The 20,259-nt window shown below is 67.4% G+C and carries 11 protein-coding genes; 8 read left to right on the top strand and 3 right to left on the bottom strand.

What is annotated here, in order from left to right; translation table 11 throughout:
• Positions 1-258 precede the first annotated feature (258 nt).
• From AC07YH_RS08815 to AC07YH_RS08845, 7 genes are all read left to right on the top strand, one after another.
• Complete coding sequence (locus AC07YH_RS08815; protein ID WP_494746628.1) at positions 259-3,159, top strand: TonB-dependent receptor domain-containing protein; 2,901 nt, start codon at positions 259-261, stop codon at positions 3,157-3,159.
• Positions 3,160-3,222: 63 nt separating this feature from the next.
• Positions 3,223-4,884 (top strand): amidohydrolase family protein, encoded by a 1,662-nt coding sequence (locus AC07YH_RS08820; RefSeq protein WP_494746629.1) that lies wholly within the window; start codon positions 3,223-3,225, stop codon positions 4,882-4,884.
• A gap of 34 nt (positions 4,885-4,918) precedes the next feature.
• The gene (locus AC07YH_RS08825) at positions 4,919-6,694 is read left to right on the top strand and encodes a DUF885 domain-containing protein (RefSeq protein ID WP_494746630.1); all 1,776 of its coding nucleotides are present in this window, start codon (positions 4,919-4,921) and stop codon (positions 6,692-6,694) included.
• Between the two features lie 11 nt (positions 6,695-6,705).
• Positions 6,706-9,069 (top strand): beta-L-arabinofuranosidase domain-containing protein, encoded by a 2,364-nt coding sequence (locus AC07YH_RS08830; RefSeq protein ID WP_494746631.1) that lies wholly within the window; start codon positions 6,706-6,708, stop codon positions 9,067-9,069.
• 24 nt (positions 9,070-9,093) lie between these two features.
• Positions 9,094-10,851 (top strand): DUF885 domain-containing protein, encoded by a 1,758-nt coding sequence (locus AC07YH_RS08835; RefSeq protein ID WP_494746632.1) that lies wholly within the window; start codon positions 9,094-9,096, stop codon positions 10,849-10,851.
• A 34-nt stretch (positions 10,852-10,885) separates the two neighbouring features.
• Positions 10,886-12,667, top strand: coding sequence for a DUF885 domain-containing protein (locus AC07YH_RS08840; RefSeq protein ID WP_494746633.1), 1,782 nt, complete (start codon positions 10,886-10,888; stop codon positions 12,665-12,667).
• Positions 12,668-12,712: 45 nt separating this feature from the next.
• Complete coding sequence (locus AC07YH_RS08845; RefSeq protein ID WP_494746634.1) at positions 12,713-14,305, top strand: S10 family peptidase; 1,593 nt, start codon at positions 12,713-12,715, stop codon at positions 14,303-14,305.
• Positions 14,306-14,364: 59 nt separating this feature from the next.
• Here AC07YH_RS08845 and AC07YH_RS08850 read toward each other — a convergent pair whose 3' ends face one another.
• Complete coding sequence (locus AC07YH_RS08850; protein ID WP_494746635.1) at positions 14,365-16,662, bottom strand: S9 family peptidase; 2,298 nt, start codon at positions 16,660-16,662, stop codon at positions 14,365-14,367.
• 83 nt (positions 16,663-16,745) lie between these two features.
• Between AC07YH_RS08850 and AC07YH_RS08855 the strand changes: the two genes are divergently transcribed.
• Positions 16,746-17,969: a hypothetical protein gene (locus AC07YH_RS08855; RefSeq protein WP_494746636.1), complete on the top strand. Its 1,224-nt coding sequence runs from the start codon at positions 16,746-16,748 to the stop codon at positions 17,967-17,969.
• A 68-nt stretch (positions 17,970-18,037) separates the two neighbouring features.
• Here the strand turns inward: AC07YH_RS08855 and AC07YH_RS08860 are convergent, their stop codons facing one another.
• Positions 18,038-19,507, bottom strand: coding sequence for an amidohydrolase family protein (locus AC07YH_RS08860; RefSeq protein ID WP_494746637.1), 1,470 nt, complete (start codon positions 19,505-19,507; stop codon positions 18,038-18,040).
• Between the two features lie 69 nt (positions 19,508-19,576).
• Complete coding sequence (locus AC07YH_RS08865) at positions 19,577-20,224, bottom strand: GntR family transcriptional regulator (protein WP_494746638.1); 648 nt, start codon at positions 20,222-20,224, stop codon at positions 19,577-19,579.
• Positions 20,225-20,259 lie beyond the last annotated feature (35 nt).

Genomic DNA, 20,259 nt, shown 5'->3' on the forward strand with positions numbered 1-20,259 from the left:
ACACGGGGTTGACCAAACGCTGATCCTATATACCGTATTCTGTATACGGTTGCTGATCGCGGTCACCCTCGGTCTTGAAATGTTTCTTCAACGGTATCTGCCGGTCACATGGCGGGTATCGAGCGCTTCCTCGTGCGTCAAAGGCGTGGCGCACGGCCGTATTCGCAAACAGTGGTGAGAACTAACGGTCCGGCAATATCGACACACTCGACCAGGATTGGGGGATTGAGCATGAGAAATAGTGATCAAGGCGCGAGCATGGTGCGCAAGAACCTTCGCTCCATCGTTCTTTGTTCCAGCATGATCGGCGGCTTTCTGGCGCTCGGCGCGCCCGCGCTGGCCCAGACCCAGTCCGGCGACGCGCCCGCGACGGTCGAGGAGATTATCGTCACCGGCTCGCGCCTGCCGCGCACCGACCTGACCGCGCCCAGCCCGACCACGGTGGTCGGCGACCTGGAGATCAAGCAGTCTGGCAACGTCACGCTGGAAAAGACGCTGAACCAGTTCCCGCAGCTGGCCTCGGGCAACACCTCCACCGTCAACAACGGTGGCGGCTCGGGCGTGCTGACCGCCAACCTGCGCGGCCTGGGTTCGACCCGGACCCTGGTTCTGGTCAACGGCCGGCGCTTCATCCCGGCCAACTCGGCGGCCGACGTCGACCTGGCCAGCATCCCGGACACCTTGATCGCGCGTACGGAGATCATCACCGGCGGCGCCTCGGCCGTGTACGGCTCCGACGCCATCGCCGGCGCGGTCAACTTCATCCTCAAGGACAATTTCGAGGGCTTCGAGGCCGCGGGCCAGTACGGCGTCACCGATCGCGGCGACGCCAAGTCCCAGAAGCTGGACCTGACCATGGGCGCCAACCTGGACGGCGGGCGCGGCAATGTCGCCATGTCGCTGTCCTACACCAAGCAGGACCCGATCACCCAGAACGACCGGGACTTCTCGAAGGTCCCGCTGGGCGAGGTGAACGGCGCTCTGGTCTATTCGGGCTCGGGCAGCATCCCCGGCACCCGCGTGCCGCTGAGCGCCAGCCAGCGCGCCGCGCTGGTCGGCGTCAACCTGACCCCCGGCGGGACCTGCACCTCGGTCACCGGCATCCGCTTCGGCGCGGGCGGCGTGGTGCTGCCGTACTGCCAGCCGGAAGACACCTACAACTACGCGCCGTTCAACCTGCTGCAGCGCCCGCTGGAGCGCTACAACGTCTCGACCATCAGTCACTACAACCTGACGGACCATGTCACGGCCTATGCCGAGGCGTTCTTCGTCAATTCGCGCAACAACTCGATCCTGGCCCCGGACTCGTTCACGCCGGTGACGCCGGGCGCGGCCTCGTCGACCCTGCTGGTGCCCAACTACGCCACCAACGCGGCGCTGACGCCGGCCCTGCGGCAGTTCTTCATCGACAACGCCGCGATCTTCGACCCGACCCGCAGCGGCACGGCCTCGGTGGTCGGCGGCGGGCGGCGCGCCGACGAGCTGGGCACCCGCAACTCGTTCTATGAGCGGCAGTCCTACGAGATCACCACCGGCCTGCGCGGCGACTTCGACGTCGCCGACCACACCTGGCGGTGGGACGCCTTCTACCAGTACATGCGCAACCGCACCGACACCCATAACGAAGGCACGATCAACCAGACGCGCCTGAGCCAGGGCCTGGACGCCATCGTCAACGGGGCCGGCCAGGTGGTCTGCCGCAGCGGCGCGCAAGGGTGCGTGCCGGTCTCGATCTTCGGCCTGGGGTCGATCAGCGCCGCGGCCGGCAAGTTCCTGACCCCCGACCGCGACGCCCACGACGTCTTCGAGCGCCAGGTGGCGGGTGGTTCACTGGCCGGTTCGCTGTTCACCCTGCCGGCCGGCCCGGTCGCCATGGCGGTCGGTACGGAATACCGCAAGGACCAGTACGTCTCGACTCCCAGCGCCTTCGACCTGAACGGCGAATACGGCGCGGCGTCCTCGAACGCCCTGAAGGGCTCGTTCGACGTCAAGGAGGTGTTCGGCGAACTGCGCGTGCCGATCCTGGCCGACCTGCCGTTCATCAAGACCCTGTCGATCGAGGGCGCGGCCCGCTATTCGGACTACTCGTCGATCGGCGGGGTGTTCGCCTGGAAAGCCGGCGGTGAATACGCCCCGCTGGACTGGTTCCGCTTCCGCGGCGCCTATAACCGCGCGATCCGCGCCCCGAACATCGCCGAGCTCTATTCGGCCCGGGCGCAGGGCTTCACCGGCGGCACCGACCCGTGCGCCACCGCCCAGAAGCCGACGGCCGCCCAGAAGCAGCTCTGCATCGCCCAGGGCGTGCCGGCCGCCGACATCGAGACCTTCACCCAGGCCACCCTGGGCCTGACGGTGGAGAGCGGCGGCAACCCGAACCTGACGGAAGAGAAGTCCAGCACCTTCACGATCGGGGCCGTCATCTCGCCGCCGATCATCCCGCGCCTGAACGTCACGGTCGACTATTTCAGCGTCGAGGTGAAGAACGCCATCACGACGATCAACGCCCAGCAGACGCTGAACGACTGCTTCACCAACCTCAACGCCGCAAGCGTCACCTGCCAGGCGGTCAAGCGCCTCTCCAGCGGCCAGATCGACTTCGTCCGCACCAGCAACAGCAATATCGGCCTGTTGAAGGTGCGCGGCATCGACGCCCAGGTCGACTACAAGCTGCCGCTGCCGGAAGTGCTGGAACTGGGCGGGCCGGCCAACCTGTCGCTGACCGCCGTGGCCAGCTGGCTGATGGAGCGCTCGACCCAGGTGCTGGTCAGCCAGAAGCCGCAGGACTGCGCCGGCTTCTATGGCGCGGGCTGCTCCAGCGGCACCGGCGGCTTCATCACCCCGGACTTCAAGCTGAACCTGTCGGGCACCTATACCAGCGGCGACGTCACCCTGCGCCTCGGCGCTCGGATGATCGGCAAGCTGGAACTCTATCCGACCGCGACCAACGTCGTGAAGTCGGTCGATCCCACTTGGTACGTCGACAGCTCGTTCTCCTGGAACGTGACCAAGTCCGTGAACCTGTTCGGCGGGGTCAACAACCTGTTCGACAAGCAGCCGCCGATCCTGGGCACCACCCTGGTCGGCGACGCCAACACCGACGTGTCGCTCTTCGACACGCTGGGCCGACGCTACTTCATGGGCGCGCGGCTGCGCTTCTAGACGAATACTCGGAGGGCCGCGGGCGACACGCTCGCGGCCTTTCGACCTTGGGAGGGGGAAACGATGAAGAGACTGGCCCTGACGCTGCTGATCTCGGTGGCGGCCGTGATGATGGCGACGGCGACGCCAAATGTGTCTGGAGCCGCGCCGCTGGACGACGCGCCGTCCGTGGCGGCGGGCAAGATCGCCGATCCGATCCCGAAACGGACCGAAGGCATCGGTCCGTTCAACCGCGTCGTGCTGCGCAACGTCACCATGATCGACGGCACAGGCGCCCCGGCCCAGGGTCCTGTCGACATCGTCCTGGTCAACGACCGCATCGCCGAGATCCGCAGCATCGGCGCGCCCAAGGCCATCGACCCCTCGGCCCGCGCGGCCAAGGGCGACTACGAGCTGGACCTGACCGGCTACTACGTGATGCCCGGCTTCGTGGACGCCCACGTCCACCTGCACAGCCTGAACGACGCGCAGCACGTGCCGTCGGACTACATCCTCAAGCTCTGGATCGCCAACGGCGTCACCTCGGTGCGCGAGGTGGGCTCCAGCCGGCCGATCGAGTGGCTGGCCGACATCAAGGCCCGCAGCGCCCGCAACGAGATCGTCGCGCCGCGCATCGACATCTATCCGTTCTTCCACAAGATCCGGAACACGCCGGTCAACGACCCGGTCCAGGCCCGCCTGGCCGTGCAGGAGGCCAAGGCGCGCGGCGCCGACGGCATCAAGTTCATCGGCGGCTCCGAGGACGTGCTGTTCGCGGCCATCGAGGAAGCCCACAAGCTGGGCCTCCACACCACCATGCACCACGCTCAGCCCAGCGTGGCCTTCGCCAATGTGCTGACCACCTCGGCCCACGGTCTGGAGTCGATGGAGCACTGGTACGGCCTGCCCGAGGCGATGTTCACCGACAAGCGCCTGCAGCGCTGGCCCAACGACTTCGTCAACAACGACGAGCAGGACCGCTTCGGCGAGTCCGGCCGCCTGTGGGCCCAGACCGCCGCGCCAGGCTCGGCCAAGTGGGAAGAGGTCATGAAGACCCTTCTCGACCGCAAGTTCACGCTGGACCCTACCTTCACCGCCTATCTGGCCAGCCGCGACCTGATGCGCATGAGCCGGGCCACCTGGCACGACGACTACACCATGCCGGCGCTGTGGGACTACTACCGCCCCAGCCGCGTCAATCACGGCTCGTACTGGTTCGACTGGACCACCGAGGACGAGGTCGCCTGGAAGGACAACTACCGCCTCTGGATGCAGTTCGTGAACGAGTACAAGAACCGCGGCGGGCGGGTCACGGTCGGCAGCGACAGCGGCTACATCTACAACCTCTATGGCTTCGGCTACATCCAGGAGATGGAGCTGCTGCGCGAGGCCGGCTTCTCGCCGCTGGAAGTGATCCATTCGGCCACCCAGGAAGGCGCGCGCCTACTGGGTCACGAGGACCAGGTCGGCACTATCCGCGTGGGTCGCAAGGCCGACCTCGTGGTGGTCCAGGGCAACCCGCTGGCCAACATGAAGCTGCTGTTCGGCACCGGCTCGCTGCACCTCAATGACGACACCGGCAAGGTCGAGCGCGTCGGCGGCGTGGCTTGGACCATCAAGGACGGCATCCTCTACGACGCGCGCAAGCTGCGGGAAGAGATCCGCCAGTCGGTGCTCAAGGAAAAGACCGCGCGCGGTCTGCCAGGCGGTCCGATGCCGATCGAAGCAATCGACCTGACACATTGATTTTCCAAGGTTCGCGTGAAGTGGGAGTAGGGGCATGAACAAGGGTTCGATGATCGCGGCGCTGCTGGCCGCGACGATGCTGGCGGGGGCGGGTCATGCCGCCGCCCAGGCGTCCGCCGCCGATACGCAGCTGAAGGCGCTGTACGAGCGGGAGTGGGCCTGGCGGCAGAACGAGCTGGGCCGGGTCCGCGACGAGACCGGCCGTTGGGGCGACGGCGCCGACCATCTGCCCAAGGTCGACGCCAAGAGCCAGGCCGCGCGCCTGACCTACTGGACCGCCGTCCTCGCCGAGCTGGACAAGATCCCGGTCGCCCAGCTGTCGCCGGAAGAGAAGATCAACGGCGAGATCTTCCGCGCCTCGGTGAAGTCCCTGGCCGACAACGCCCGCTTCAAGACCTATGAGGCGCCGTTCAACGCCGACACCTTCTTCTGGTCGGGCCTGGCCCCGCGCGGCGCGCTGAAGACGGCCAAGGACTATCGCAACTACATCGCCCGGATGCGCGATATCCCGCGCTATTTCGACGAGCAGACGGCCAATATGCGCAGCGGTCTCAAGCGCGGCTACAGCGTGCCGCGCGTGGTGGTCACCGGTCGCGACAAGACCATGGAGCCCAACCTCTCGACCGGCGCGGACAACCCGTTCCTGGCCCCGTTCGCGACCATGCCGGCCTCGATCCCGGCCGACGAGCAAGCGGCCCTGAAGGCCGAGGCCCAGCAGGTCCTGACCCAGTCGGTGATCCCGGCCTATGCGAAGCTGCTGGCCTTCATCCGCGACGAGTACATGAAGCAGGCCCGCACCACCCTGGCGGCCGAGGCCGAGCCGGACGGCAAGGCCTTCTACCAGTCGCAGATCGAGGGCTTCACGACCCTGAAGCTGACGCCCGATCAGATCCACAAGATCGGCCTGGAGGAGGTCGCCCGGATCAGCGCCGAGATGGAGGCGGTCAAGGCCCAAACCGGCTTCAAAGGCACGATGCCGGAGTTCCTGAAGTTCCTGCGCACCGACCCGCAGTTCTATCCGAAGACCCCGAAGGAGCTGCTGTCGTTCTCGGCCTATGTGGCCAAGCGCGTGGACGGCAAGCTGGCCGACACCATCGGCTTCCTGCCGCGCCGGCGCTTCGCGATCCTGCCCGTGCCGCCGGCCCTGGCGCCGATCTACACCGGCGGGCGCGGCGGCCTCGATAGCTGCCTGATGAACACCTACGACCTGCCGTCGCGGCCGCTGTACACCCTGACCGCCCTGACCCTGCACGAGTGCAATCCGGGCCACGCCTTCCAGGCCGCCGTGGCGGCCGAGGCCAAGGGCCGTCCCGACTTCCGCCGGCAGACCTCGTTCTCGGGCTATGGCGAGGGCTGGGCGCTCTACATGGAGTGGCTGGGGACGAAGATGGGCGTCTACGACACGCCCTATGAGAACTTCGGCCGGCTGTCCTACGAGATCTGGCGCGCCAGCCGCCTGGTGATCGACACCGGCATCCACCACGACGGCTGGACCCGCGAGCAGGCCCAGCAATATCTGCGCGACCACACCGCGCTGTCCGAGCACGAGATCGAGACCGAGATCGATCGCTACATCGCCTGGCCCGGCCAGGCGGTGGCCTACAAGCTGGGCGAGATGGTCATCCGCAAGAAGCGCGCGGAGGCCGAGGCCAAGCTGGGCGCGAAGTTCGACCAGCGCGACTTCCACGACGCCATCCTGGCCCTGGGCTCGGTGCCGCTGTCGACCCTGGAGGAGCGGCTGGACCAGTTCATCGCCGACGGCGGGGTCAATCCGCCCGGCTTCAACCCGGCTCTGCCTGAAACCAAGTAGGGGCGGGGCGCGTGGAGCTGATCGATCGTCGCATGTTGCTGGCGCTGGCCGGGGCGGCCGCCTCGGCTCCGTCGCTGCTGAGCGCCGCGCCGCTGGCCCCGCTGGGGCCGGCCAGCCCGTTGCCGTTGGCCGACGTGCGGCTGCTGGACTCTCCGTGGCTGACGGCGGTGGAGGCCAATCGCCGCTACCTCCACGCCCTGGAGCCCGACCGGCTGCTGCACAACTTCCGCACCAGCGCCGGGTTGGAACCGAAGGGTAAGGTCTATGGGGGCTGGGAGAGCGACACGATCGCCGGCCACACCCTGGGCCACTACCTGACGGCCCTGTCGCTGATGTACGCCCAGACCGGCGACGCCGAGTGCAAGCGGCGGGTGGACTACATCGTCGGCGAGCTGGCGGTGGTCCAGGCCAAGCAGGGCGACGGCTATGTCGCCGGCTTCACCCGCAAGCGCGGCGACATCGTCGAGGACGGCAAGGCGATCTTTCCCGAGCTGATCGCCGGCGACATCCGCTCGATGGGCTTCGATCTCAACGGCTGCTGGGTGCCGTTCTACAACTGGCACAAGCTTTTCGCGGGCCTGTTCGACGCCCAGCTCTATTGCGACAACCAGCAGGCCCTGAAGGTCGCGCTCGGCCTGGCCGCCTATATCGACGCCGTCTTCGCCAAGCTCACCGACGCCCAGGTGCAGGCGGTGCTGGACTGCGAGCACGGCGGCATCAACGAGAGCTTCGCCGAGCTCTACGCCCGCACCCGCGACGTGCGCTGGCTGGACCTGGCCGAGCGCCTGCATCACGCCAAGGTCCTGGATCCGCTGAGCCAACGCCGCGACTCGCTGCCGTGGATCCACGCCAACACCCAGATCCCCAAGGTCATCGGCCTGGCGCGGCTGCACGAGCTGACCGGCCGGGCCGACCAGGCGGTGGCGGCGCACTTCTTCTGGGAGACGGTGACCCGCGACTACAGCTACGTGATCGGCGGCAACGCCGACCGCGAGTACTTCACCGCGCCCCGCACCATCTCGCGGCACATCACCGAGCAGACCTGCGAGAGCTGCAACACCTACAACATGCTGAAGCTGACCCGGCATCTCTATGGCTGGCAGCCGCGGGCGGCGATGTTCGACTATTACGAGCGCGCCCACCTAAACCACATCCTGGCCCACCAGGACCCGGCGACCGGCATGTTCGCCTATATGGTGCCGCTGATGTCGGGCTCGGCGCGCAAGTTCTCGCGGCCGTTCGACGACTTCTGGTGCTGCGTCGGCTCCGGCATGGAGAGCCACGCCAAGCATGGCGACTCCATCTGGTGGCGCAGCGGCGACACCCTGCTGGTCAATCTCTACATCCCCTCGACCGCCCGCTGGGCCGAGCAGGGGGCGAAGTTCCGGATGGAGACCGCCTATCCGTTCGGCGAGCGGGTCGAGATCGTGGTCGAGGACCTGGAGGGCGCGAAGGAGTTCGGCCTCGCCCTGCGCATCCCCGGCTGGTGCCAGGGCGCGAAGGTCAGCGTCAACGGCGAGCCGATGTCGGCGGGACCGGCCGGCGACTACACCGTTCTGCGCCGTACTTGGCGCAAGGGCGACCGCATCGCGCTCGACCTGCCGATGAAACTGCGGACCGAGGCGACGAACGACGACTCCTCGGTGCTGGCCGTGCTGAAGGGGCCGGTGGTGCTGGCCGCCGACCTGGGCCCGTCCAGCCAGCCCTATGACGGACCCGCCCCGGCGCTGGTCGCCCGCGATCCGCTGACGGGTTTCGTTCCCGTCGAGCCGGCGCTCGGCAAGTACCAAACCAAGGGGATTGGCAAGCCCGCCGACCTGTCGTTCGCGCCGTTCTACCAGCAGCGCGACCGCCGCACGGCCGTCTATTTCGCCACCTTCGACGAGGCCGGTTGGAAGGCGCAGCAGGTCGCCTACGCCGCCGAGCAGGCGCGGCTTCAGGACCTGGCGCGGCGGTCGGTCGACGTCATGCACTTGGGCGAAATGCAGGCCGAGCGCGACCATGGCCTGACCGCCAAGAACAGCTACGCGGTCACCTATCGCGGCCGCCACGGCCGCGACGCGCGCACCTTCGGCTTCTTCGAATACCGGGCCGCGGTGAAGCCGGGCCCGCTGATCCTGCAAGCCACTTTTTGGGGTGAGGAGCGAAACAAGCGCTTCGACATCCTGATCGATGGCGTCCGCATCGCGACCCAGGCGCTGACCGGTCAGCATCCGGGCGATTTCTTCGATGTCGACTATCCGATCCCGCAAGAATTGACCCGGGGCAAGGAAAGCGTGACCGTGCGCTTCCAGCCCGCCGACGACACGACCCGCTGTGGTCCGGTCTTCGGCGTGCGGGTCTATGCGCCGGCGGGGTCTTCAAGAACAACCTGACCAGGGCATGGGGAGGAGGGGCGTATGAAAAGAGTTTCCGGAGTGGTGATCGCGCTGGCGCTAGCGGCCCAGCCGATGCTGGCGCACGCGCAAGCCGCGAAGCCGGCGGTCGCGGCCACCAGCGCCGACGGGCGCCTGAAGGCCCTTTATGACGCCGAGTGGAACTGGCGCGCCAAGGAGTTCGGCCGAGACGCCGATGACGAGGGCGGCGGCCTGGGTGATCGCCTGCCGCATGTCGACGCGGCCAGCCAGCAGCGCCGGCTGACCTACTGGACCAACGCGCTGGCCCAGCTCGACAAGATCCCCGTCGCCCAGCTGTCGCCCGAGGAGAAGGTCAACGCCGCGGTGTTCCGCACCGCGCTGGAGGCCTTCGTCAGCCAGATCAAGTTCAAGGAATACGAGGACCCGTTCGGCTTCTGGACCTGGATGGCTCCGCGCGCCGGCTTCGGGACGGTCGCCGAGTACCGCGCCTATCTCGGCCGCCTGCGCGACATGCCGCGCTATGTCGACGAGCAGATCGTCAACATGAAGGCCGGCCAGGCGCGCGGCTTCACCAAGGCCAAGGCTTCGATCGAGGGCCGCTACACCACCATCGCGCCGCTGGCCGCCAGCGACCCGACGGCCAACCCGTTCTTCAGCCCGTTCGCCAACATGCCGTCGTCGATCCCGGCCGGCGAGCGCGACAAGCTGATCGAGGAGGGCAGGGCGGCCATCACGGGCAGCGCCGCGCCGGCTTTCGGCAAGCTGCTGGCCTATGTCCGCGACGACTACATCCCGCACGCCCGGACCAACACCGCCGCCGAGAGCCTGCCGGACGGCAAGGCCTTCTACCAGGCCAAGATCCGCGAATACACGACCACCGAGCTGACCGCCGACCAGATCCACCAGATCGGCCTGAAGGAGGTGGCGCGCATCGACGCCGACATGCAGGCGACGATGAAGCAGGCCGGCTGGACCGGCGACTTCCAGGGCTTCCTGAAGTACCTGAAGACCGACCCGCAGTTCTACGCCAAGACGCCCTACGAGCTGATCGCCAAGTCGGCCTATGTGGCCAACAAGGCCAACGGCCAACTGAAGTTCACCATCGGCCTGCTGCCCCGCTATCGCTTCACCATTGTGCCGACCCCGGCGGCGATCGCGCCGTTCGGGACGGGCGGCAATGGCGGCCTCGAGAGCTGCCTGATGAACACCTACAATCTGCCGGCCCGGCCGCTCTACACCATCCCGCCGCTGACCCTGCACGAGTGCGTGCCGGGCCACAGCTTCCAGGCGGCCCTGGCGCTGGAAGGCCCCAACCGCCCGGCGATCCGTAAGCGCACCTACTTCTCCGGATACGGCGAGGGCTGGGCGCTCTACATGGAGTGGTTGGGGACCAAGATGGGCGTCTACGAGACGCCCTATGACGAGTTCGGCCGCGAGACCTACGAGATGTGGCGCGCCGCCCGCCTCGTCGTCGACACCGGCCTGCACCACATGGGCTGGTCGCGCCAGCAGGCGCTGGACTACCTGTCCAGCCACACCGCCCTGTCCGACCACGAAGTCACCATCGAGGTCGACCGCTACATCAACGATCCCGGCCAGGCCCTGGCCTACAAGCTGGGCGAGATGCTGATCCGTCGCAAGCGCGCCGAGGCGGAAGCCAAGCTGGGCGCCAACTTCGACCAGCGCTGGTTCCACGACACGATCCTGGGCCTGGGCTCGGTGCCGCTGCCGACCCTGGAAAAGGCCATCGACGACTGGATCGCCGGCGGCGGCAAGAACCCCAACGCGACCAAATCCTGACCCCAGCTTTCCAAGTTTTGGATGGAGACTTCCCTTGTTCGTTCGGTCCCTGATGCTCGTTTCCGCCCTGGCCCTGATGGCCGGGGCTCCGGCCGTTTCGCTGGCCCAGACCGCCGCCGCGACGGCGGCTACGGCCACCGACGCCGACAGCCGCCTGAAGGCGCTCTACGACACCGAGTGGGCCTGGCGACAGAAGGAGTTCGGCCGCCTGGCCAGCGACGCGCCGTTCAGCGGCGGCGCCGGCACGTTGCAGCATGTCGACGCGGCCACCCAGGAAACTCGTCTGGCCTACTGGACCAAGACCCTGGCCGAGCTGAACAAGATCCCCGTCGACCAGCTGTCGCCCGAGGAGAAGATCAACGCGGCGGTGTTCCGCACCAGCCTCGAGGCCTTCGTCGCCCAGGGCAAGTACCGGACCTGGGAAGCGCCGTTCAACGCCGACAGCCAGTTCTGGTCGGGCCTGGCCGCGCGCAGCAGCTATTCCAGCGCCGAAGGCTATCGCCGCTACATCGGCCGCATGCGCGACGTGCCGCGCTATTTCGACGAGCAGATCGCCAACATGAAGGCCGGCGTGGCCCGCGGCTACACCGTGCCGCGCGAGGCGCTCAGCGGCCGCGACGCCACCATCGCCGCCTTCACCGACGTCGACCCGGCCAAGAACGGCTTCTACGAGGCCTTCGCCAACATGCCGTCGAGCATCCCGGCCGAGGAGCAGGAGAAGCTGCGCGCCGAGGCCAAGCAGGTGATCGCCCAGTCGGTGGCCCCGGCCTACGGCAAGCTGCTGGCCTATTACCGCAACGAGTACCTGCCCAAGGCCCGCAAGACGATCGCCGCCGAGGCCCTGCCGGACGGCAAGGCCTATTACCAGGCGCAGATCAAGGAATACACGACCACCGACCTGACCGCCGAGCAGATCCACCAGATCGGCCTGTCGGAAGTCGCGCGCATCTCGGCCGAGATGGAGAAGGTCAAGGAGCAGAGCGGCTTCAAGGGCGACATGCCCGCCTTCCTGAAGTTCCTGCGCACCGACCCGCAGTTCTACGCCAAGACCCCGGACGAGCTGCTGGGCGTGTCGGCCTATGTGACCAAGCGCGTGGACGGCCAGCTGAAGAACACCATCGGCCTGTTGCCCCGCTACCGCTTCACCATCGTGCCGGTGCCGGCGGCGATCGCGCCCTACTACACGTCGGGCCGAGGCGGGCTGGAATCCTGCCAGATGAACACCTACGACTTGCCGTCGCGGCCGCTGTACCAGATCCCGGCCCTGACCCTGCACGAGTGCAATCCGGGCCACAGCTTCCAGGCCGCCGTGGCGCTGGAGCAGACCGGCCGGCCGGCCTTCCGCAAGCAGACCTACTTCTCGGGCTATGGCGAAGGCTGGGCGCTCTACATGGAGTGGCTGGGCACCAAGATGGGCATCTACCGCACGCCCTATGAGGACTTCGGCCGCCTGTCGTTCGAGATGTGGCGCGCCGCGCGCCTCGTGATCGACACCGGCATCCACCACGACGGCTGGACCCGTCAGCAGGCCATCGACTACCTGGCCAGCCACACGGCCCTGGCCCAGCACGACATCGAGACCGAGGTCGACCGCTACATCAGCTGGCCCGGCCAGGCCCTGGCCTACAAGCTGGGCGAGCTGAGCATCCGCAAGAAGCGCGCGGAAGCCGAGGCCAAGCTTGGGCCCAAGTTCGACCAACGCAAGTTCCACGACGTCATCCTGGCGCTCGGCTCGGTGCCGCTGCCGGTGCTGGAAGCGCGCCTCGACCAATACATCGCCGACGGCGGGCAGAGCCCGACCACCCCGGCGTCCTAAGACCTCCCCGCAGTCCAGAAAACCGTATTCCACCTGGAGAATTTGATGCGTGCGTATCCTCTCGTCGCCGCCCTGGGCCTCGCCGCCCTGACGGCCCAACCCGTCCTGGCCCAGGAGAAGCCTCCGGCCGTCGAGGCCCCGGCCAAGGGCCCCGAAAAGGCCGGCAAGGCCGACGCCCCGGACCTGGCCCAGGCCACCGCCGAAGAAGACGCCCAGCCCAAGCGCGGTTCGGTCACCGTCGCCGGCAAGGTCATCGGCTACACCGTCACCCCCGGCACGGTGGTCATCCGCAACGACGACGGCGAGGCGATCGCCTCGATGTTCTACGTCGCCTATGTCGCCGACCGTCCCAAGGGCTCGGCGCCGCGTCCGGTGACCTTCACCTATAACGGCGGCCCGGGTTCCTCGAGCATGTGGCTGCACATGGGCTCGATCGGTCCCGTGCACGTCGAAACCCCGCTGGTCGATGTCGCCGCCCCGGCGCCGTACAAGATCACCGAGAACCACGAGACGATGCTGGACAAGACCGACATCGTCTTCATCGACGCCATCGGCACGGGCCTGTCGCGGCCGATCGGCAAGATGAAGGGGCCGGAGTTCTACGGCGTCGACCAGGACATCGACGCCTTCGCGCGGGGCATCATGCGCTACCTGACGATCAACGACCGTTGGGACAGCCCCAAGTTCCTGTTCGGCGAGAGCTACGGCACCCTGCGCTCGGCCGGCCTGGTCCAGGCCCTGCAGGAACGCGGCGTGCAGATGAACGGCGTGGTGCTGCTGTCGTCGATCCTGAACTACGGCGTGCGCCAGCCGGGCTTCGACCAGATCTTCGTCACCTACCTGCCCAGCTACGCGGCGACGGCCTGGTACCACAACCGCCTGCAGAACCGCCCGGCGGCGCTGGAGCCGTTCCTGACCGAGGTGCGCGAGTGGGCGCGTGGTCCCTATGCCACGGCCATGGCCAAGGGCTCGGACCTCAGCGACGCCGAGCGCGCCGCCATCGCCAAGCAGATGAGCGCCTATACCGGCCTGTCGGAGAAGTTCCTGCTCAGCGTCGACCTGCGCGTCGAGCTCGGGCGGTTCCGCAAGGAGCTGCTGCGTGACCAGGCCCGCACGGTCGGTCGCCTGGACTCGCGCTTCAAGGGCATCGACGTCGACGCCGGCGGCGACGGCCCGGAGTACGACGCCACCGACACCTCGATCAGCGGGGCCTATATCGGCGCGCTGAACAAGTACCTGTTCGGCACGCTGGGCTATAAGACCAAGCTCAGCTATCGCCCGAACTACTACGCCCAGATCGGCGGCGGGAAGTGGGACCAGAAGCACAAGGCCCCGGGCGGTCGCGGTGGCGGCGGTGGCCAGATGGCCCTGGCCGACACGGCCCTCGACCTGTCGATGGCCATGCGCCAGAACCCGAAGCTGAAGGTGCTGTCGCTGAACGGCTACTACGACATGGCCACGCCGTTCTTCGGCGCCGAGTACGATCTCAAGCACATGCAGATCGACCCGACCCTGCAGAAGAACCTGACCTACAAGTACTACGAATCCGGGCACATGGTTTACATCAACCCGGCGGTGACGACGCAGTTCAAGAAGGACCTGGACGGGTTCTACGACGGCGCCGCCCAGGCCAACTAAGTTCTCTCTGGGCTAATTGAAGAGGCTCCCGATCAGACCGATCGGGAGCCTCTTTTCGTTCAGCGCGCCGCCACCGGCGTCACCATCGACCGGGCGTTCCAGTTCGGTGGTTCTTGGCCGGCCAGATGACGCAAGAAGAACTCGAACTCCTTGCGCTGGCCGTAGTCGATCGGGCCGGTGGAGCGGCCGACCGAGTGGCCTTCGCCCGGCATGACCAAGAGGTCGAACTCCTTGTCCGCCTTGATCAGCGCATCGACCACCTGCATCGTCGAGGCCGGGTCGACGTTCTTGTCCTGCTCGCCGACGATCATCAGCAGCTTGCCTTGCAGCCGCCAGGCGTTATCGACGGCGGAAGCCGCCGAATAGCTCTGGTCGACCGGCCAGCCCAGCCACTGTTCGTTCCAGCTGATCTTGTCCATGCGGTTGTCGTAGCAGCCCGCGAAGGCCACCCCGACCTTGTAGACTTCCGGATGATAGAGCAGGGCCAGCGCCGTCGACTGGCCGCCGGCCGAGCCGCCGTAGATGCCGACGCGGCTGGCGTCGTACCACGGGTACTTCGCGGCGGCGGCCTTGTGCCAGAGGATGCGGTCGGGGAACCCGGAGTCGGCCAGGTTCTTCCAGGCCACGTCGTGGAAGGCCTTCGAGCGGTTCAGCGTGCCCATGCCGTCGATCTGCACGACGATGAAGCCCAGGTCCGCCAGCGACTGCATGCCCGTCACCTTGTCGCCGCCCGCGTGATAGCCGAACGGCCACCAGGTCTTGGGCACGAAGCTGGAGTGCGGGCCGGCATAGATGTTCTCGATCACCGGATAGCGCTTGCTGGGATCGAAGTTCCGTGGGCGGACGATAAGGCCGTAGATGTCGGTCTTGCCGTCACGGCCCTTGGCGACGAATGGCTCGGGCGGCTTGAAGCCGGCGGCGACCAGCTGGCTGATGTCGGGCTTCTCCAGCGTGGCGACCAGGCTCTGGTCGCTGGTGCGGCGCAGCTCCGAGACCGGCGGCAGGTCCACCCGCGAATAGGTGTCGATATAGAGACTGCCGTCCGGCGACAGCGCCACGTCGTGATAGGCGTCGGCGGTGGTCAGGGCGGTCAGGCCCTTGCCGTCGAAGCCGATGCGATAGACCTGCTGGAAGTAGGGGTCCTGGCCCGCGACCATGCCCCCGGCCGCGAAATAGATCTGCCGCTTGGCCTCATCGACCTTCAGCACCTGGCGCACCAACCACGGGCCCTTGGTGATCTGGGTCTTCACCGCGCCGGTCTTGCCGTCGAACAGGTAGAGGTGGTTCCAGCCGTCGCGCTCGGACATCCAGATGACCTCGCGGCCGTTGTCGATGTCCTGGCGGAAGCGGCGGCCCTCGTTGATGAAGGTCTTGGCGGCCTCGGTGACCACGGCGCGCGGCGCGCCCGTCTTGGCGTCGATCTCGATCACCCGGGCCAGCTGGTGGCCACGCTGTTCGTAGATGAACGACACCGTGGCGCTGTCTTTGCGCCATTCCAGCTTCGAGAGATCGTAGGGGTTGCTGAACAGGGTGTCCGGCGTAGCCAGTTGTTTGCCCTCGGTGGCCAGGAAGACGACCGGCTGCTCGATGTCCACCGCGTCGCCGGGCTTGGGATAGAGCTGGGTCTGCAGCTTGGGCTGCACCTGGTCGGCGGGACTGCTCTCGACGCGGGTGACGATACGGCGGAAGCCGGGGCGCACGCGGTAGGCGGCCAGCTTGGCGCTATCCGGCGACCAGGCGATCGACTCCGGATCGTAGAAGTTGGCGTCCGAGCCGTCGGTGCTGATCCGCTTCCACGCGCCGCCGATCGGGCGCACGGCGATGTTGAAGTTCTCGACATGGGCCTCCCACTTCCCGTCGGGCGAGCGGCGCGGGGGATTGGCGGCGGGGACGGCGAGGTCACGCACGACGCCAAAGCCGCTAGGCCGGCCCTGCCGGGGCGCCTCGGCGCAGGTGTAGTCCGTCAAGGTGCAGCGCCAGCCGGTCTCATTGAACGAGAACCGGATCGCCGCGCCGTTGTCGGCGAAGGTGAAGCTCTCGAACGGCAGCCGCAGCGGGGCGTAGGCGGTGTTCGTCGCCTTGCCCAGGCCGGCGGCGATGCGGGCCTGGTCGAAGCTCGCCGTCTTGGCGCCGGTCTTGACGTCATAGGTGACGAAGGCGAATCCGCCCTCGACCGTCTTGCGGTAGAAGAGCTTGTCGTCGCCCGACCAGGCGGCCGGATCGGCGACGTCCCGCGTCAGGTACATCAGCTTCTCGCGCAGGTGCAGCGAGCGGGCCATGTCTTCGGCCGTCACTTGGGCTAGGGCCGGCGTCGCCTGCAGGGCCAACGCCAGTAGGATCAATCCGCCAGTCCGCATGTACAGTCCCCAAAGCGCTACCGCTGTTATCGTATTATGTATACGTTGCCTGGGCTCGACGTGAAGCCAAAGGGGAGGGAAGTATGTCGGTATTTCGCAAGGCGCTGGCCGGGACGGCTCTGACGCTGCTGCTGGCGGGCCCGCTGCACGCGCAAACGGCGACGACGCCTCTGCAGCAGACCGAGTCCGACGGCTATACCCGCTACGAACTGCTCGGCCCGGGCAGCCACAAGTTCCGGATCGTCTACGAGATCACCGCCAGCTCGGCCGGGGCGACCGCCTATTACAATCCTATCCGGCCCGGCAGCGTCGCCACCGACGAGAGCGTCAACGACCGCGCCACCGGCAAGCCGCTGAAGTTCGACGTCGTCCCGGGCGACGTGGCCAAGGCCGGCGGCGTGCGCGGCGCGACGCCGGACGGCAGCTACATCAAGGTCGAGCTGGCCCATCCCGTGCCGGCCGACGGCGGCGAGGGCCGGGTGCTGATCGACAAGACCTATGAGGACGCCAAGAGCTACTACCAGGACGGCGAGATGATCGTCTTCGACCGGCCGCTTGGCGTGAAGCGCAATGCGGTGGTGCTGCCGGCGGGCTACGAGCTGGTGTCCTGCAACTACCCGGCCCAGGTGCTGCAAGAGGCCGACGGCCGCATCAAGATCGCCTTCTGGAACAACACCCCGGCCCAGGCGCCGCTGATCATCAAAGCCAAGCCCTCGCCGAACCTGAAAGCCGGCGCCTCGTCGCAGGCCGACGAGTTCGACGAGCGCGCCTACCAGAACCGCGAGATCATGTACTTCCTGCAGCCGCCGGAAACCCACAGCTTCGATCTCTATCACGACTACACCGAGACCCGGCCGGGCGTGGGCGTCTACGTCAACATCGTCCGGGCCGGCAGCGCCGCGTCCAAGCCGTCGGCGCGCAATCTCGACACTGGCGCGGCCCTGAAGTGGGAGATGCTGAAGGGCGACGCCATCCTGAAGGCCGCGCCCGACGAGAAGGGCGTGAAGCCGGAGACCGAGGCCATCGTCTTCCGCTTCGATCCGGTGAAGCCCGGCCAGAGCGCGCGCCTGCGCTTCAGCGAGACCTATACCGACGCTGAGCGCTACAAGCTGGTCGGCGACGAGCTGGTCTGGCGGCGGTCGTTCGGCCGGCCGCTGAACACCGTGGTGCTGCCCGCCGGCTGGGTGCTGACCAACAGCTCCGTCCCGGCGACGGTCAAGACCATGGCCGACGGCCGCGTGCAGCTGGAGTTCATCAACCCGCGCGTCGACCAGATCGACACCATCATCACGGCGCGGCGGCGGTAGAGCGTGGCAGCCGAAAGTGTGAGCGGTTTCGGCGTCCGCCACGCTCCAAGTGTAAAAGCTGGATCCTTCTAGGATCCAGCCTTGCCGTAGAAGACCGGCCGCTCGGGCAGGGCGGCCGGATCGACCCAGCGGCCCTGGGCGATGACGCCGTCGATCTTCTCGATGTTGCGGATGTCGGCCAGCGGATCGGCTGACAGCAGCACCATGTCGGCGATCTTGCCGGGCGCGATCACGCCCAGGTCGTTGGACATCGCCGCGGCCGCCGCGCCGTTCTTCGTCGCCGCCACGATCGCCTGCATCGGCGTCAGGCCCAGTTCCACGAAGCCCTCGATGGCGCGCAGCGTGCCGATGCCCGGCTCGGCCGTGTCCGGCTTGGGCGTCCGGCGGAACTCCGGCGCGTCGCCGAAGAAGGCGTCGGTGGCCGGCGTCACCCGGCAGCCGGCCTTGATCAGCCGCTCGGCGTTGCGGCGCTGGACGTCCTCGTTGTCGCCCAGCTGATCCAGCCGCCGCCAGCGCTCGGCGCTGGTCGTCGCGGCCGGCAGCTTGTCGATCTTGGCTTGCGTTTCCGCACGCTGGGCCAAGTGCTTCTGGCGGGCCGCGCCGGTGATCATGTTGGCCCGCATGCCGCACAGCACGTTCTTCTCGACGATCAGCTGGATAAGGTCGTCGGGCAGGTCGCGGCTCATCAGCTCGGGATGCTGGATCAGGTCGATGCCGGCCTCGACGGCCAGGCGCAGGCCCTCGGAGCTGGTGGCGTGGGTCTCGACCGGCTTGCCGCGCTTGTGGGCTTCTTCGACGATCACCGTCTGTTGGCGTGGCGAGAAGCCGATCAGCGACGGGCGGATGAAGTGGCTGGTGCCGCCGTACTTGATGAAGTCGACGCCCTTGTCGAGATAGCGGTTCATGGCCACCCGCAGCTCGTCGGGCGTCATGTCCATGATCTCCTCGCCCATGTCCTGGGCCAGCAGGTCGTTCCACTGCTCCTGGAACACCGACAGGTCGCTGTCCTTGGTCAGCGAGAAGGATAGCGAGAACGGCCCGCTCCAGCCCAGGATGTTGCCGGCCGCCTTGATCCGCGCGCCGACGGCCTCGCCGCGACCGATGCGGTCGCGCACCGCCAGGGTCGGCGGCAGGACGCCATAGCTGTCGCGCACCGTGGTGACGCCATATTTCAGGGCCCGCTGGGCGAATTCCAGGGCCAACTCCTCGCCGCGATCGGCATATTTCAGTGAGGTGTCTCGCCGCGCGGGCGTGCCGTAGACCGAGACGTGGGCGTTGCTGTCGACGAAGCCGGGCAGCAGATAGCGGCCCTTGCCGTCGATGACCCGGGCCTTCTTTGGCGGCTTGGCAGGCGCGTCAACGATCGAGACGATGCGGCCGTTCTCGATCCGGACGGCCGTGTTGGGCCGAGGCGCGGCGCCCGTGCCGTCGATCACCGTGACGTTGGTGATGAGCAGAGCTTCAGACGGCTTGGGCGCGGCCTGCGCCGAGACCCCCGCCAGCCAGACGGCCAGTCCGATCGTCCATCCGCGCAGCATGATCCACCCCCGTGCTCCCAGAACACAAGACTGTATACGGTATCAGATTGGGTGCAATAAGCGCGGCGGCTAGGTCGACAGCTGCTGCTGCAGGTCCTTCATGGTGCCGCGAATGTGGGCGGCGGTCAGGGACTCGACCTTGGCGGCGTCGCCCTTCATCCAGACGTCCAGCAGTTCGCGATGCTCCTCGGCGGCGCGGGCCTCGCGGCCGTACGGCTCCAGATGGACGCGGACATAGCGCTCAGCCAGGACCTGCAAGCGCTCGAGCAGCTGGAAGGTCACCAGGCCGCCGGAGGGACGGATCATCGCCATGTGGAAGGCGCGGTTCATCGACACGTGATCGCCGGGCGCGCCGCTCTGCTGGGCCGTCTCCAGCGCGGCCAGGGCGGCCTTGACCGCCTGCTGGTCTTCGGGGGTAGCTTTCTTGGAGCCGGCGCCCGTCGCGGCGGGCTCCAGCTTCAGACGCAGGTCGAACACCTCGTGGGCCTCGTCGATCGACAGCGGCCGAACGACATAGCCACGGTTCGGGTACGAGCTCAGCAGCCCGTCCTGCTCCAGCCGGCTCAGGGCCTCGCGCAGCGGGATCTTCGAGACGCCCAGTTCCTCGGCGATCGTGTCCTGTCGCACCGGCGTCCCTGGGGCCATCTGGCCCAGCAGGATGCGCTTGCGGACCAGCTCATAGGTCTGGTCGGAGAGGGTGCGGACGACGATGGTCATCGGGTGGGCGTATCTCTGAAGAAGCGCAAAGGCTT

Source organism: Caulobacter sp. GW456-12-1-14-TSB4, assembly GCF_059424195.1.